This is a genomic window from Flavobacterium sp. FG19, from assembly GCF_057809475.1.
This window is the reverse complement of record NZ_JBMDKA010000010.1, coordinates 161,090-178,952: the sequence shown is the minus strand read 5'-3', so window position 1 is coordinate 178,952 and position 17,863 is coordinate 161,090. Positions and strand designations below refer to the sequence as shown.

Annotated in this window: 10 protein-coding genes; 9 read left to right on the top strand and 1 reads right to left on the bottom strand. The window is 41.3% G+C overall.

Annotated features, from left to right (window positions below; genetic code table 11):
- Nucleotides 1-77 precede the first annotated feature (77 nt).
- The 9 genes from ACODST_RS12295 to ACODST_RS12255 all read left to right on the top strand — a co-directional run bounded on the left by ACODST_RS12295 (nucleotide 78) and on the right by ACODST_RS12255 (nucleotide 17,346).
- On the top strand, nucleotides 78-458 hold the full coding sequence (locus ACODST_RS12295) for a winged helix-turn-helix transcriptional regulator (RefSeq protein WP_488932400.1): 381 nt from the start codon (nucleotides 78-80) through the stop codon (nucleotides 456-458).
- A gap of 625 nt (nucleotides 459-1,083) precedes the next feature.
- Nucleotides 1,084-1,626 (top strand): phage tail protein, encoded by a 543-nt coding sequence (locus tag ACODST_RS12290; RefSeq protein WP_488932399.1) that lies wholly within the window; start codon nucleotides 1,084-1,086, stop codon nucleotides 1,624-1,626.
- A 44-nt stretch (nucleotides 1,627-1,670) separates the two neighbouring features.
- Complete coding sequence (locus ACODST_RS12285) at nucleotides 1,671-2,213, top strand: phage tail protein (protein ID WP_488932398.1); 543 nt, start codon at nucleotides 1,671-1,673, stop codon at nucleotides 2,211-2,213.
- A gap of 14 nt (nucleotides 2,214-2,227) precedes the next feature.
- Nucleotides 2,228-2,767: a phage tail protein gene (locus ACODST_RS12280; RefSeq protein ID WP_488932397.1), complete on the top strand. Its 540-nt coding sequence runs from the start codon at nucleotides 2,228-2,230 to the stop codon at nucleotides 2,765-2,767.
- Between the two features lie 65 nt (nucleotides 2,768-2,832).
- Nucleotides 2,833-3,963: a type 1 periplasmic-binding domain-containing protein gene (locus tag ACODST_RS12275; protein ID WP_488932396.1), complete on the top strand. Its 1,131-nt coding sequence runs from the start codon at nucleotides 2,833-2,835 to the stop codon at nucleotides 3,961-3,963.
- Complete coding sequence (locus tag ACODST_RS12270; protein ID WP_488932395.1) at nucleotides 3,960-4,898, top strand: formyltransferase family protein; 939 nt, start codon at nucleotides 3,960-3,962, stop codon at nucleotides 4,896-4,898. Before ACODST_RS12275 ends, ACODST_RS12270 begins: the two co-directional genes overlap by 4 nt.
- 16 nt (nucleotides 4,899-4,914) lie before the next feature.
- A complete protein-coding gene (locus tag ACODST_RS12265; RefSeq protein ID WP_488932394.1) occupies nucleotides 4,915-15,681 on the top strand; it encodes a T9SS type A sorting domain-containing protein in 10,767 nt (3,588 codons plus the stop codon).
- A 51-nt stretch (nucleotides 15,682-15,732) separates the two neighbouring features.
- The gene (locus tag ACODST_RS12260) at nucleotides 15,733-16,569 is read left to right on the top strand and encodes an outer membrane beta-barrel protein (RefSeq protein ID WP_488932393.1); all 837 of its coding nucleotides are present in this window, start codon (nucleotides 15,733-15,735) and stop codon (nucleotides 16,567-16,569) included.
- A gap of 180 nt (nucleotides 16,570-16,749) precedes the next feature.
- Nucleotides 16,750-17,346: a Crp/Fnr family transcriptional regulator gene (locus ACODST_RS12255; RefSeq protein ID WP_488932392.1), complete on the top strand. Its 597-nt coding sequence runs from the start codon at nucleotides 16,750-16,752 to the stop codon at nucleotides 17,344-17,346.
- A 134-nt stretch (nucleotides 17,347-17,480) separates the two neighbouring features.
- Here ACODST_RS12255 and ACODST_RS12250 read toward each other — a convergent pair whose 3' ends face one another.
- Entirely contained in the window at nucleotides 17,481-17,852 is a 372-nt protein-coding gene (locus ACODST_RS12250; protein ID WP_488932391.1) for a group III truncated hemoglobin, read from the bottom strand.
- Between the last annotated feature and the right edge of the window lie 11 nt (nucleotides 17,853-17,863).

Below are 17,863 nucleotides of genomic sequence, written 5' to 3'. Positions count from 1 at the left end.
ATAAGCCGGTTTTATTCCTTTAAAGCCGGCTTATTTTATAATATATTTTTAAAACTACAATCTAATAAATAAGTACAATGACCACTATAAAAAAAGACAATATAGCTGAAGAAAGTAAAACCGAAAGGATCTTAAACTGCAAAACCGAAATAGTACCTGTTATGGACGCTATTTATGTGATAAACGGCAAATGGAGAATTCCCATAACCATTGCCCTGATGGAAGGAAACAGACGGTTTGGCGAAATTATGAAGGAAGTGCCTAAAATAACATCCAAAGTGCTGGCCCAGCAATTAAAGGAAATGGAACTAAACGGTTTCGTTGAAAAAAGGATACTGGGCAGTACCGCTGCTAAAACGGAATATACATTAACAGAATACAGCTGGTCTGTAAAGCCTATTATTCTGGCCCTTCGCGATTTCGGAATTCAGCACAGGGAAAAACTTCGCAAAGAATAAAAAAAGAGATTTCATACTGATAAAAGCACCAAAAAATATTTGGTGCTTTTTTTATTTAAAAACAAATAACAGGATTTTAGTGATAAAAAAAGTAAAAAGTTACATTTTTATTTCTAACTTTACCTAGATAAATTACTGATTTTCAATAAAAAAACCTGTAATATTTTGTCTTTTATATAATAACCGTATTACAGAATTTTTACCTAAAAACTAACCCCCGGCACAGTAGAAATTATGAATAAACCATTACTTTACCCGCTTCTCCGTTCTACGGAAGCTTTTCCTTATTATTTCATGCATTTACGTCAAAAAAGGATTTCATGACAAGAAAAATCCCTTTCATGACATTTTTTACCTGATGCCTCTTTCAGTATCCTACTTTTAAAGCTGAATTGGGTGTATCAAAGTGTGTGTTTTTGCGGACTGTAAGAAATATTTTTCTTTTCAAAACGCCAAAACGGCTTTACGGATTATCGTAAAAACACGTAAAAACACCTGCTTTTAAAAGGTTTATATACAGTAATTTAGCTCAGTCATAAAAAATTTGCCAGCTTATTTTCGTTTGAAAAACAAATCTGACAAATCAAAGATAAATCAAAACTATTAACCAATTAAATTTAAAATTATGGATGGAACAGTTGGAGAAATTCGTCTATTTGCCGCCGGTTTTGCTCCCAGGAGCTGGGCATTTTGTCTAGGGCAGCTTGTTGCGGTACAAAGCAACACGGCCTTATTTGCTATTTTAGGAACAACTTACGGAGGTAATGGTGCAACTACTTTCGCACTGCCCAATTTTGCAGGCCGTGCAGCAGTAGGAGCCGGCAGCGGTCCCGGGCTTACCCCTTATGTATCAGGAGAAACGACCGGAACCAATACCACAACATTATTACTTTCAAATCTACCGGGTCACACCCACGTAACAACAGCAACTGTTGCAGTACCTGCTTACTCTGATTTTGGAGATCTGGATACTCCAAACGGTAATAATTTAGCTTCGAAAACAAAAATGTACAGTACCCAAGCCGGAGAAGACGATATGAAACCGACTAACTTTACGCTTACACTTGCCCCTGCCGGCACCGGGAATCAACCCATCAGCCTTATGCAGCCTGTAATCGGGATGAATTTTATTATCTGCCTGGCAGGGACATTCCCTTCACGCAATTAATGTATTAAGCAAAACCATTTAACTAACAAGCTAAAAAAAATACTATGGAAGGATATTTAGGAGAAGTTCGCATGTTTGGCGGAAATTTTGCTCCACAAGGCTGGATGTTTTGCCAGGGTCAGTCAATGAGTCTAATGGATTATCAGGCACTTTATGCGTTACTGGGAACCACATTTGGCGGAGACGGTATTAATAACTTTAACCTGCCTGATCTACAGGGGCGTATTCCGGTAGGAATTGGTACAGGACCAGGATTAGCCAATGTTGTACTGGGTCAGGTTGGCGGTACAGAAACAGTAACTATGAGTTACAATCAAATGCCGATGCATACACATGCAGCTACAGCAGGTTCAATTTCCATCGCCACTTATAATGCTCCGGGTAATAGTTCATCACCGGCTGCCAGCGTTTTAGCCGGATCGGAAAAAGCCTATACAGCTGAACCAACAGATGGTACATTAAAACCCGTAACTTCAACTATTACTGTTGGAAACACCGGAGGCAGTCAACCATTTGACATTATTCAGCCTATACTGACTACTAATTATATTATTTGTGTAATGGGTATTTTCCCAAGCAGAAACTAAAACCAAAAACTACTATGGAAGGAACAATGTCCGAAATTCGATTATTTGCCGGCAATTTTGCCCCTAGAACCTGGGCCTATTGTTCAGGCCAGCTATTAGCCGTAGCACAAAACCAGGCTTTATTTAGTCTCTTGGGTACCACATATGGAGGTAACGGTGTAAGTACTTTTGCATTACCTGATTTTAGAGGCAGAAGTGCAGTAGGGACAGGTGCTACAGCAGGTATTACACAGTTCCCATTAGGTGCGGTTACAGGTACTAACACTATAACTGCTACACTTGCAAATATGCCGCAGCATACTCATACCGCTCTGGGCGTTTTTACAATGAAAGGTTATGCAGATCTTGGAGATACACCTACCCCGCAAGATGCCTATCTGGCCTCTTTAACCAACCTGTATTCTACCGAGACACCTAATAGTGCTTTAAAACCAATTACACCTGCAGTAACCGTAGGATTAGCCGGAAACAGCCAGCCTATTTCTATTCAGCAGCCCTATTTAGGACTCAGTTATATTATATGCCTTCAGGGAATATATCCCTCAAGAAATTAACAATCTCCACCCATTAGAATTTCTAATGGGTAGTTTGTTTAAAAAAAATATCTATAAAATTATTTATGAAAATAGCTTTACTCTTGCCACGGTCTGTTATTTACCCTTCTATGTCATTTGACATTATGGACGGTCTAAAATCGTCTTTGAAAAAAATGGGGCACGACGAAAAACATGAAATCGTAACAGCCAGTATAGGCCTTGGTGCAGATAATAAAGAAATCTATTCCTGCAGCGAGCAGCTGCTTTTTAATAATACCGATATCATTATTGGGTATATTAATCCGGATACTGCTGAATTTATACAGCCACTTTTTGAAAGTTCGGGTAAATTACTTATCGTACTGGACAGTGGTTATCATTTTCAAAATTTTGAGAAAAAATTAGCCAATGTTTATTTTATTTCGCTGGAAAACAGTTTATGTTCCCGTTTAATTGTCCGTAAGGCCATAGAAGAAGGCCAGCGTAATTTTGCCTTTACCTGTTCCTTTTTTGATGCCGGTTATCGTCCCTCTTACACTTACGCTACTGCGGTGGAAGATAAAGGAGGTTCACTGCGTTATAATCACATCACAGCCTTAAAAAAAGTTGATTTTACTTTAGGGCCGTTAGAGGAGTTTCTGGAACAAAATGATAATGTGTCCTTATTGGCTTCTTTTTGCGGAGATATGACCGAAGATTTTATCAGGGAATCTGCCAGGCTTAAAAATATAGCTTCCGCTAAAATATACGGAAGCGGTTTTACTGCCGAGGAATCCTGGCTTAATAAAATTTCCTATCCCGGATACAACTGGAGCTGCGCCATACCCTGGTCTGTTAATTTAAAAAATAAAGAGAACGAAGAATTTGTAAACGTGATGAATGGCATCCGGGAACAAAAAGCAAACTTTTTTTCTCTTTTAGGCTGGGAAGCCGGTTTGTTTATAACCCAATCCAACGGTCAGTCATTAGACCATATTACTATTGATTCTCCAAGAGGAAAAGTACATTTTGATCCTAAAACAGGTTTCTCTAAAGCTCCTGTATATTATGCAGCCGTAGCGAAAAATGAACACAACGGAAACTGTCTTTTAGAAAATATAACAGAAATTACAGATCTGGAAGAGGAACGAAGCCGCTTATATGAACATATACTGGCTGTTCAAAATACACCACTTAATTCCTGGTTAAACTCTTATGCCTGTTTAGACTCATGAATCCAATACGTGACATAGTAATTTTGTGCAACAACCGAATGGCTTTTCCGGCCATACAAACTTTACATAGTCTTGGAAGGTTACATACCATTGGTGTGCCGGCCGAAAATGAAGATGTTAAAGCTTTCTGTTCGGTATTTGCGGCAAAAGCAGGTGTGAATTTAATAGGGATGGAAAAATCAAAACTTACTGTCCAGCTTCAGGAAATAATCAGGATTCCGGGTTTAAAATGTGTCTTTACCATGACTTTTCCATGGAAAATACCCGCAGAAATTACAGAAAAACATCCCAATGTATTCTATAATTTCCATTACGGACTTTTACCGGAAATGAGGGGTGCCGATCCTGTTTTTGAAGCCATCAGAAAACAAAAACACGAAACCGGGATTTCTGTTCATGCCATAGAAAAAGAAATTGATAAAGGGAAAATCATTTTAAAAAAGACACTGCCTGTACATACCGATTTTACACACGGAATGCTTTGTACGCATTTATCTTATCTGGCCTCTTATATCCTGCCGGAACTTTTTACACTACTGCATTTAAATGACCGGGGTGTACCGCAGGATGAAAGTGCAGCCCGATACTATAAAAAACCAACTATTGCTGATGTGAGTATAAAATGGGAACAGCAGAATTCTAAATCAATACAGGCTTTAGTAAATGCCTGTAATCCCTGGAATAAAGGTGCTTATACCCAGTGGAACGGTGTAAACATACGTATTTTGGAAGTTTCTCAAACGCAGACCTCAACAGAAACGACAAAGGCTCCGGGAACTGTTTTGGAAATAAACGAAAACAACGGCTTAATAATACAATGTAATGATAATACCCAGATTCGTATAAATACAATTTATACCGATGAAGGTTTTATGAGTGGGCACAAATTGCTCGCTTTTGGTCTTAAAAACGGCGAACAATTTGCCACTTTATAATTTAACTATCTTAATTATGAAACATTTTTACTCTCAAATTAAAAAATGCTTAAATATCGCCCTCTTTCTGGGGATATTTTTGCAGAGTTACTTAGGTAACTCCCAGACCACTCTGGTAGCAGGAGACCTCCTGTTTACCGGTTATGACAGTGCACAGGCTCCTATTGATGGAGATATCTTTAGTTTTGTCTGTCTTAAAACCCTTGACCCCGGTACTGTAATTAGTTTTAGTGACAGGGGCTATTATGCACCAGACGGTACCTGGTCAGCAGCCAACGCCGGAGAAGGGGCTGTTACCTGGACTGTTGCGAACACAGTGACAATTGGAACCGAAGTATATATAAGAAATACCAGTGCTTATACTTTTAATCCGGCTACTAATGCTTCAACACTAAATGGAAGTGTGTCAAGAACTGATGGTACCATGACCTATTTTGGACTGGTTCTTTCCGGTACAGGTGATCAGATTTATGCCTTTCAGGGCGGCGGTGGCGTTATCGGTAATGGTGTAACCCTTATTGCCGGACTGCATTATAACCGTTGTGCCTCCGGAACTACAACAGCAAACTGGGATACAGGCTGCGTAGCCAGTACCAATAGTTCAGCTTTAAAAACCGGTGCAGGAGGACTTACAGGCGGTACCAATGCTTTTTATACCGGAGAACTTTCCGGTGCAGCACCTGTAGCAGCTCGTTTTGATAATTTAATGAGCTATCCTCTAAGTACAGCGGCCGAAATCAGGACTGCCTTAATGAACCAGGCGAACTGGACTCTTGGTGGGGGAACGCTTACGATGCCTTCAGACCAGCCTTATTTAAGTACACCTACGGCCATTACATCTAGTCCGTTTAGCAGAACTATATGTGCAGGCAGTAATACAACCTTTACTGTTACGGCTACTAATGCCACCAGTTATCAATGGGAAGTAAACACTGGTTCAGGTTTTAATCCTGTAATCAATAACGGTATTTATTCAGGAGCAACTACTGCAACCTTAACCATAACGGGAGCTACCTCTTCAATGAATGGTTCTGTTTATCGTTGTATAGCAAGCGGAACGGGATCAGCGACTTCCGGTGATGCTACTTTAACTGTTCCAACAGCCATTAATTCAGGCGTCTTGTCACAAAGTAATGTAAGTACTTATGGCGGTAACAATGGTTCGGCCACACTTACCGTTTCACAAGGTACATCTCCTTACTTTTATTCCTGGTCCCCTTACGGCGGAACTGGCTTAACAGCTAATAATCTAACTGCAGGAACTTATACGGTAACGATTACCGACAGTACTCCAAATGGTTTGGGAGGCTGTACGACCACTCAAAACGTAATTATCACACAGCCGGGTGGGGCTATTGTTTCTACGAATTCTTTAAGTGCTTTTTCAAGCTGCGGCGGTCCTTCTACAGAACAAAGTTTTACGGTACAGGCCGGAGGTCTGACTTCCAACTTAGTGGTATCAGCACCAACTGGTTTTGAGATAGCAATATCATCAGGGGGATCTTACAGCAATAATATCATTTTTTCTCCAACCGGAGGTAATCTCGCTGTTCAGACTATTTTTGTACGTTTAGCTTCAACAGCTACAGGCACACCATCTGGAAATGTTACTATTTCTTCTACGGGTATTACCACCCAGAATGTGGCTGTAACGGGTAGTATGAATGCACTGACTGTTACAACACAGCCAAGTGCCAGTACTATCTGTGCCGGAGCAACTACTACTTTTACCGGAGCGGTAAACAATGCTACAGGTTATCAGTGGCAGGTAGATCAGGGATTTGGTTTTAATAATATTACCAATAATGCCACTTATTCAAATGCTACTACTGCTACACTAACTATTACCGGAGCTACTGCCGGGATGAACGGCTATCAGTATCGTTTGAATGCTACAGGAGCCTGTCCTTCAGTCACTTCCAATAGTGCGGCTCTGACCGTAAATACAGCACCGGCCATTATATCACAGCCATCTGCCAGTACCATCTGCGCCGGGGCGACTACTACTTTTACCGCTGCAGCAGCAAATGCTACAGGATATCAATGGCAGGTAGATCAGGGATCTGGTTTTAACAGTATTTCAGATAACGCTGTTTATTCAGGATCTGCAACGGCAACTTTATCTATAACAGCTGCAACAGCAGGCTTAAATGGATACATATACAGAGTTGTAGTTACAGGTTTATGTACCCCTAATGCTACCTCTAATTCTGCCGCTTTAACTGTAAATACAGCGCCGGCTATAACAGGACAGCCTCTCTCCAGTACAATCTGCGAAGGAGCCACTACTACTTTTACTGCCACAGCAGCAAATGCTACGGGATACCAATGGCAGGTAAATCAAGGATTTGGTTATTTCGATATAGCTGATGATGCTACTTACTCCGGAACTTCTACCGGAACATTAACAATAACAGGTGCCGTAGAATCCTTAAATGGATTTGCTTACAGAGTTGTGGCTACAGGAACATGTACACCTGCTGCTGTTTCTAATGCGGCAGTCTTAACGGTTAATGTACCGCCAAGTATTAACACACAGCCTTCTTCAAGCACGATTTGCGAGGGAGCTAATACTACTTTTTCTGCTGCTGTAGCTAATGCTAGCAGCTATAAGTGGCAAATCAATCAGGGTTCTGGTTTCACTGATCTTTCAGATGATGCTGTTTATTCAGGATCTGCAACAGCAACTTTATCTATAACAGGTGCAACAGCTGCATTAAGCGGATATTTGTACAGACTGGTCGCTACAGGATCATGTACTCCTACAGCGACTTCAAACGCAGCTGCCTTAACGGTTAATGTAGCACCAATTATTACAGCACAACCAAGCGACACTTCTGCTTGTAGTGGTTCAAGTGTCACTTTCACAGCCGCTGCTTCTAATGCTACCAGCTATCAATGGCAGGTTAATTCAGGTTCGGGCTTTGTTAATGTTACTAGTGGTTTTCCTCATTCAGGAGAAACAACTGCCAGCCTAACCATTAATGGATCAGGAGTTATTCCTCTTATCAATAATTTTCAATATCGTGTAATAGCTTATGGAAACTGTACCCCGGATGCTGTCAGCAATGCCGCTACTATACAGGTATCCGATATCTCAGTTTCTTCGACACAAACCGATGTTGCGTGCCATGGAGGTAATACTGGTTCTCTATCTGTTTCACCATCAGGCGGTATAGGAAGTTATACGTATTCATGGTCAAATGGAGGAACCAGTTCTTCGATTACTAATTTAACTGCAGGAAACTACAGTGTTACGATAACAGATGGGATTTTTTGTGAAAAAGTTTTGAATTTCACCATAACTCAACCAGATGCTCTTGTATTCATGTCAACCTCGCAAACAGATGTTTCTTGTCACGGAGGCAGTAATGGTTCAGCCTCTGTATCTGTTATGGGCGGAATGCCTTTGCCTGGTTATTCTTATTCATGGTCTCCATCAGGAGGAAATGCAGCTACTGCGAATGGTCTTTCTGCAGGAATTTATACCGTAACTGTTACAGATGGCTACGGATGTGAGGCTACTCAGAGTTTTACCATTACAGAACCGGATGCCCTTACGGCAACACGATCTCAAACTGATATTTTATGTTATGGCGATGCAGCAGGATCTGCCGGCGTTGTGGTAACAGGAGGAACTGGCACTGGTACTTATACTTATTCCTGGTCACCAGCCGGAGGAACTGCTGCAACTGCTACAGGTCTTACAGCAGGTACTTACACCGTAACGGTAACAGATGCTAACAATTGCCAGCTTACAGAAAGTTTTACCATTACTGAACCAGCTTCAGACCTTACTGTTACGCCAGTGGCAATGACTAACATAGCCTGTTATGGTGATGCTACAGGATCAGCTACAGTAACTGTCAGCGGAGGTACACCGGGTTATACCTATTCATGGTCACCATCAGGAGGAACTGATGCTACTGCTACAGGATTAACTGCAGGAACCTATACGGTAACCGTTACGGATGCTAATAACTGTCAGAAATCTCAAAGTTTTACAATTACAGAACCATCAGCTCCGCTTACTGCTACTGCTGTTGGATATACTGATGTTTCCTGTAACCAGGGTGCTAACGGAACTGCTACTGTAAGTGCTTCAGGAGGTACACCGGGTTATAGTTATTCATGGGCTCCTACAGGAGGAAACAATGCAACTGCTTTTGGTTTAACAGCCGGAAATTACACTGTAACCATTACGGATGCAAACGGATGTACAGCTACAGAGAATTTTACAATTGGAGAGCCTGCTGCTCTTACTGCTTCTATTGGTTCACAAACCAATGTTTCGTGTATTAATGGTACTAACGGTAGTGCTACTGTAGCAGTTACCGGAGGAACCGCAGGTTATACGTATTCATGGTCTCCTACCGGAGGAACCGGAGATACTGCTTCAGGCCTTATTGCCGGACCGTATACCGTAACTGTTACGGATGCCAATAACTGTCAGGTTATTCAAAGTTTTACGATTACAGAACCAACGGCTTTATCTGTAACACCATCACAAACTAATGTTCTTTGTTATGGAACTGCAACAGGTTCGGCTACTGTAACCGTATCCGGAGGCACACCGGGGTATAGCTACGTATGGTCTCCATCAGGAGGAACTGCCGCTACCGCATCAGGACTTACAATAGGAAATTATACAGTAACAATTACAGATGCTAACGGATGTACCGCTACAGAAAACTTTAACATTACAGAACCTGCAGCTGCCTTAACCGCTTCACAAAGCCAGGTAGATGCTACCTGCTCAACGGGTGGTGAAGCAACTGTAATTGTAAACGGAGGTACAACTCCTTACAGCTATTTATGGACACCATCTGGTGCTACTACTTCAACCGCAACCGGATTAACAGCCGGAAGTAATAGTGTTACAGTAACAGACGCTAACGGATGTACTTTAACCAGAAACTTTATCATAGGAACAACTAATACTTTAGTGGCTTCTACTTCACAAACAGATATTTTATGTAATGGCGAAGCTACAGGATCTGCTGCCGTAGTTCCTAGCGGTGCTCCTGGGCCATTCTCTTATGTATGGTCTCCATCAGGAGGAAATAGCGATACAGCCACTAATCTTACTGCAGGTAATTACTCAGTAACTATTACGGCTTCTAACGGTTGTTCTATCGTTAAAAACTTTACAATCAGCGAACCTGCTGCTCTTGTATTAACACCAAACCCACAAACCAATGTTACCTGCAATCAAGGTAACGACGGATCTGCGAGCGTAACTGCTTCTGGCGGAGGGGGTGGTTATTCTTATTCATGGTCTCCATCCGGAGGAAATGCTGCAACGGCTAACGGACTTACCGCCGGAATTTATACCGTTACAGTAACTGATGCTAATTTCTGTACAAAAACAGAAAGTTTTACCATCACAGAACCGGATCTCCTTACGGCAACACGATCTCAAACTGATATTTTATGTTATGGCGAACCAACAGGATCTGCCGGTGTTGTGGTAACCGGAGGAACGGGTGCTTATACGTATTCATGGGCTCCATCAGGAGGAACTGCGGCGACTGCTACAGGTCTTACAGCAGGTACTTATACCGTAACGGTAACAGATGCCAATAACTGTCAGCTTACTGAAAGCTTTACTATTACAGAACCCGCTGCGGCTCTTGATGTCTTACCAGCGGCACAAACGAATATTGACTGTTTTGGTGATGCCACAGGATCTGCAACAGTAAGTGTTAACGGAGGTACTCCAGGATATACGTATTCATGGGCACCGTCAGGCGGAACCAATGCAACTGCTAATGGATTAGCTGCCGGAACTTATACTGTGACTGTTACTGACGCTAATGGATGTCAGGATGACCTTAGTTTTATCATTACAGAACCATCAGCTCCGCTTACTGCTACTGCTGTTGGATATACTGATGTTTCCTGTAACCAGGGTGCTAACGGAACTGCTACTGTAAGTGCTTCAGGAGGTACACCGGGTTATAGTTATTCATGGGCTCCTACAGGAGGAAACAATGCAACTGCTTTTGGTTTAACAGCCGGAAATTACACTGTAACCATTACGGATGCAAACGGATGTACAGCTACAGAGAATTTTACAATTGGAGAGCCTGCTGCTCTTACTGCTTCTATTGGTTCACAAACCAATGTTTCGTGTATTAATGGTACTAACGGTAGTGCTACTGTAGCAGTTACCGGAGGAACCGCAGGTTATACGTATTCATGGGCTCCATATGGAGGAATCGGAGATACTGCTTCAGGCCTTATTGCCGGACCGTATACCGTAACTGTTACGGATGCCAATAACTGTCAGGTTACTCAAAGTTTTACGATTACAGAACCAACGGCTTTATCTGTAACACCATCACAAACTAATGTTCTTTGTTATGGAACTGCAACAGGTTCGGCAACTGTAACCGTATCCGGAGGCACACCGGGGTATAGCTACGTATGGGCTCCATCAGGAGGAACTGCCGCTACCGCATCAGGACTTACAATAGGAAATTATACAGTAACAATTACAGATGCTAACGGATGTACCGCTACAGAAAACTTTAACATTACAGAACCTGCAGCTGCCTTAACCGCTTCACAAAGCCAGGTAGATGCTACCTGCTCAACGGGTGGTGAAGCAACTGTAATTGTAAACGGAGGTACAACTCCTTACAGCTATTTATGGACACCATCTGGTGCTACTACTTCAACCGCAACCGGATTAACAGCCGGAAGTAATAGTGTTACAGTAACAGATGCTAACGGATGTACTTTAACCAGAAACTTTATCATAGGAACAACTAATACTTTAGTGGCTTCTACTTCACAAACAGATATTTTATGTAATGGCGAAGCTACAGGATCTGCTGCCGTAATTCCTAGCGGTGCTCCGGGGCCATTTTCTTATGTATGGTCTCCATCAGGAGGAACTGAAGATACGGCCACTAATCTTACTGCAGGTAATTACTCAGTAACCATTACGGCTTCTAACGGTTGTTCTATCGTTAAAAACTTTACAATCAGCGAACCTGCTGCTCTTGTATTAACACCAAACCCACAAACCAATGTTTCCTGCAAACAAGGTAACGACGGATCTGCGAGCGTAAGTGCTTCAGGCGGAGTAGGTGGTTATTCTTATTCATGGTCTCCATCAGGAGGAAATGCTGCAACGGCTAACGGACTTACTGCCGGAATTTATACCGTTACAGTAACTGATGCTAACTTCTGTACAAAAACAGAAAGTTTTACCATTACAGAACCAGATGCACTTTTGGCTGTTACAACGCAAACAGACGTTTCCTGTAATTCAGGAACTAACGGATCTGCGACCGTAAACGTAACCGGAGGAACAGGTGCTTATACGTATGCATGGTCTCCAACAGGAGGGAATGCAGCAACTGCTAACGGTCTTGCTGCCGGAATTTATACGGTTACCATTACAGATGCTAATTCTTGCCAGACAACAGCAAGCGTTACTATAGCTGAGCCAGCTGTTCTTACAGCAACAGCTGTTTATACGGATGTTACTTGTAATGACTTAAATAATGGAACTGCTGAAGTAACAGCTGCCGGAGGAACTGCTCCTTATACCTATTCATGGGCTCCATCCGGAGGAACTGCTGCAGCTGCAAGTAATCTTTCTCCTGGAACGTATACCGCAACTATTACCGATGCTAACGGATGTACTACAACGCAAACCGTTACCATTACAGAACCAACGGCACTTAGTGTCACAGGAACACACTCAAATGTTTCCTGCAGCGGTGGTGCTAACGGAACTGCCACAGTAACAGCTGCCGGAGGAACAACTCCTTATACCTATTCATGGTCACCTTCTGGCGGATCTAATGCAACTGCTAATGGATTAACTGCCGGAATTTATACAGCAACTATTACAGATGCTAACGGATGTATCGCAACACAAACCGTTACCATTACAGAACCAGATGCTATTACCATTGCCCTTTCAAAAACGGATATTTCCTGCAATGGTGAAACAAACGGAACTGCAACTGCCAATGTAACAGGAGGAACCGGAGCGTACAGCTATTCATGGTCTCCTGCCGGAGGAACTGCTGCAACTGCAACTGGTCTTGCTACTGGAATTTATACCGTAACTGTTGAAGATGCTAACGGATGTATCGCAACACAAACCGTTACCATTACAGAGCCTGCTGTACTTACAGCCTCTTCTGTAAGCACTAATGTTTCCTGCAATGCAGAAAATAACGGAACAGCTACAGTAACCGCTGCCGGAGGAACTGCTCCTTACTCTTATGTATGGGCTCCTTCTGGTGGAACTGCTGCTACAGCTTCCGGACTTGCTATGGGAACGTATACTGCTACTATTACAGATGCTAACGGATGTACCGTAACAGAAACTGTTACTATTACAGAACCAGCTGTACTTACAGCTTCTGCTGTAAGCACGAATGTTTCCTGCAATGCCGGAAATAATGGAACTGCAGCAGTAACTGCTGCCGGAGGAACTGCTCCTTATACCTATTCATGGTCGCCTTCAGGAGGATCTGCTGCTATCGCAACAGGACTTGCTGCCGGAATCTATACCGCAACTATTACAGATGCTAACGGATGTACTGCAGCAGAAACAGTTACCATTACAGAACCTGCCGCAATTGTTATAACAGAAACGCATACTAACGTTTCCTGCAACAATGGTGCTAACGGAACTGCAACAGTAACAGCTGCCGGAGGAACAGGAGCTTATACCTATGCCTGGTCGCCTTCAGGAGGATCTGCTGCAACTGCAAACGGATTAACTGCCGGAATTTATACAGCAACTATTACAGATGCTAACGGATGTATCGCAACACAAACCGTTACTATTACAGAACCAGATCCTATCGCCATTGCCCTGTCAACAACGGATGTTTCCTGCAATGGTGAAACAAACGGAACTGCAACTGCAAGTGTAACAGGTGGAACCGGAGCATACAGCTATTCATGGTCTCCAGTCGGAGGAAATGCTGCAACTGCAACTGGTCTTGCTGCAGGAACTTATACGGTTACTGTTGAAGATGCTAATACTTGTATCGCCACACAAACGGTTACTATCGCTGAACCTGCTGCTATTACAGCTTCTATATCTAAAACAGATGTTTCCTGTAACGGTGCAAACGACGGAACGGCAACAGTAACAGCTGCCGGAGGAACCGGAACTTATACGTATGCATGGTCTCCTTCAGGAGGAACTGCTGCAACTGCAACAGGATTAAGTGCTAATACGTATACTGTGACAATTACAGATGCAAACGGATGTACAGCTGTTCAGACTGTAACGATCATTACAACTCCTGACCATACTGCTCCGGTACCTACTGTAACGGATCTTCCTGAAATAGCAAACTACTGCTCTGTTTTGGCATCAGAAATTGCTATTCCAACTGCCGTAGATAATTGTGCAGGAACGATCAATGGAACTACTACAGATCCATTAACATACAACACTGCAGGAACTTACACCATTACCTGGACGTATGATGACGGAAACGGAAATACGACTACTCAGACACAAGCTGTAAAAGTACTGGCTTCTCCGCTTGACGCAGTAACCTTTAGCGATGCTGAAGTTACTTACGACGGAACAGCACACTCTTTACAGGTTGCTAATCTTCCTGCGGGAGCTAACGTAGCGTACTCTGCGAACAACGGTGCAACCAATGCCGGAACTTATACCGTAACAGCTACGATTACGCCATCAACTGCTTCACCAAATTGTGCCGCAGTAGTTCTTACAGCTGATCTGGTAATTAACAAAGCACCTCAGACTATTACCTTTACTGCTATTCCGGTTAAAACACTTGGAGCCAATAATACTTTTGAATTAACGGCCACATCAAGTTCTAACTTAGCTGTAACCTATACTTCAACTTTTGATGCACCACTTGCCCCTGCTACAGTTTCTGCAGACGGTACTGTAACGATGTTACGATCAGGAGAAGTATTAATTACAGCGCACCAGGCAGGTGACGATAATTACCTTCCTGCTGATGAAGTATCGCAGTTATTAGTAATTCTCAACAACAATATCGATGTGAAGAGAATCACATTAGGAGGAACAGTTTACGAAAACCCTGGAAAAGTAATCAACCATTTATTGGCTTGTGGAGAGACAAACCCTGCCGTTTCTATTTTAAATGAAACAAATGCGGTTATTACCCCTTCTGCTAACTTTACCATCCAGACTCCAAAACCTGGAATTTACACTCAGAATGTAACTGTTACATCAGAAGATGGAAGTATGTCTGACGTTTATTCTATTACTGTTCAAAAACCATTTGCTTTCTTTGATATCGTACAACAGAAATTTAACAACGTACTATTGGTAAACAACAATCCGCAAACAAACGGCGGTTATCAGTTTACGGCTTACGAATGGTTTAAAAACGGAGTATTAATTGGAACTGGTCAGTATTACTCTGCTGGAGAAGGCATATCATCATTGTTAGATCCTAATGCAGAATATATGGTTAAAATGACAACTAAAGATGGTAAAGTGCTTCAGACTTGTGGTTCTCATATCATATTGACAAACACACTTCAGGCTAAACTTTATCCTAACCCAATCGAGACAGGAAAAGTAATTACTGTTGAAGCTGATTTCCCACAGGAAGAATTGGATAAAATGCAGATCAGTCTTTACTCTGTAACAGGTCAGCTGGTTAAAACTGTACAATCATCTACAGCTAAAACTGAAATACAATTACCTCAAACAACTGAGAGCAATATGTACCTTGTAGTTCTTGAAACTCCAAACGTGAAAAAAACTTTCAAAGTAATTGTAAAATAGATAACCCTGCCGGTACCGGATCAAAACGGTACCGGCATAATATAACTTAAGATGAAAAAATATATAAAATCACTAGCTATGGTTGCAGCGCTTTTGGCGTGTCTCGATAATTATGGTCAGGATAAAAAACAGGAGTTTTCAATTTCAGTCGGCGGTCCTTTTTCATTCATTAAATCAAGCAATTCAGGCGACTATGTACCAGGCAATGGTGTAAGTGCCGGACTTCGTTATTCCTATTATTTAAATGAAGGGCTTAGTATTGGACTTGGTGTAGAATACCAAACCTACAGTTCTGATGTAAAATTTAATTCACTTTCCGGAAGATACAATACCGTTGATGCCGAAAATGAATCTTTTCAGTTTAGATATAAAGCTCTAAATTACAGAGAAGAGCAAAACCTGTCCTATATCAATATCCCTGTTGGTATTCAGTTTGAAACACCAGGTACCTCAAAACTTTATATAGCAGCAGGAGCCAAAATTGGTTTTGCTGCCAGTGGAGATTATAAGGCGACTATTTCAAACCTGACCACCAGCGGCTATTACCCTCAGTACAATGTGGAGTTATTCAACCCTGCTTTTGCCGGTTTTGCAAGTACAAATGATGTTAAAACGAATCAGCAGGATCTCGATACTAAAGTTTCCTACTCCGCCACCATTGAAACAGGTTTAAAACAGGTTATCGGAAAAAGAAATTCTATTTACATAGGTCTTTACCTAGATTATGGGTTAAACAACATCTATGATAAAAAAGAAGGTAAAAACCTGATCCAGTACAATGCCGACCTTCCGGTGGAACTGGGATACAACAGTGTTTATGATTCCAATTTCGCACGTAACGCAAGATTGGTATCCTATGGACTTAAATTAAGATTTGCACTGCAATAATTTTCTTTACCACTATCTTTAAAAAGCTGTTCATTTACTACATGGACAGCTTTTTCATTTTTAGTAAACCTAACATTTATCATGTTTTGTCTGCTTTCTAATTACTTTCTTTGCTTAGATCCAATATCCTGTTGGATGTCGAATCTCTTTTATCTATTAATGTCTTAATTATTGATAGAAATGAATATTGATACTGATTTACTTTACACCTGGGGAGCTGCAGCCAAAAAAGTTCCCAAAAATGCCATCATATTTTATGAGGAGGATCCTCCGCTGTTTTTTTATCAGATTCTGGAAGGTACTGTAAAGATGAGTTACACGAATGAAGACGGAAAAGACCTCACTGTTGGGCTCTTTAATGAAGGAAACAGTTTTGGAGAACCACCGCTGTTTATTGGCCAGCCTTATCCTGCTTCTGCAATTGCCCAGACTGACTGCATACTATTAAAGCTTTCAAAAAAAAGTTTTTTCTCTCTACTCGAAGAAAATCCGGATATACAAACCCGGTTTTTAAAATTATTTGCCTGGAAAATTTACAACAAAATCGTCTTCTCAAAAAATATAATCAACCATAAACCGGAATATCGTATTCAGTATTTTTTAGATAATTTAAAAAAGCAGCAAAATGTTGGTTCAGCCCAAAAAATAAAAATACCGTATACCAGACAGGAAATAGCTGATTTTACCGGGCTGCGTGTAGAAACAGTTATACGAACAATATCATTAATGAATAAAAACAAAAAAATTGAAATCATCGATCATAAATTATTCTATTGATCAACCGAACTATGATTTCAATCATAAAAGATTATAAAATGTTTGCTTTTCTTTGTTTCATGGTTAAGTCAAAATTATTAATTCAGTTTTATAACATGTAAAGCAAAAGCGGGTATCTGCCGGTACCCGCTTTTTTATTTAACAACGTTACTCATCATTGCCTTTGAAATATTCTCGGCTCTAATCTTTATTTCATCTGCTTTAGGACCGCAAAACAGTTCTTCTACTGTTTTTTTCCATAAACTGGTCCAATGAAAAAAATGAGCTGCCGTTAAGGTACTTTTTACATTTAGCAACCGGTGTTTTTCCATAGGATTTCCTTCAAAATTTCCGGTATGAAACAAAATATTATCCCAAAAATCATACATAACGGGAAGATGTTTTTCCCAGTTTACCTCAGCCGCTTCGGTAAACAAATAACCTATCTCTGTATCTGTTTTTACTTTAAAATAAAAAGCATTTACCAGTACTTCTATATCGTCTTTATTTCTAATATCTGTTTTCATGTTTTTTCTCT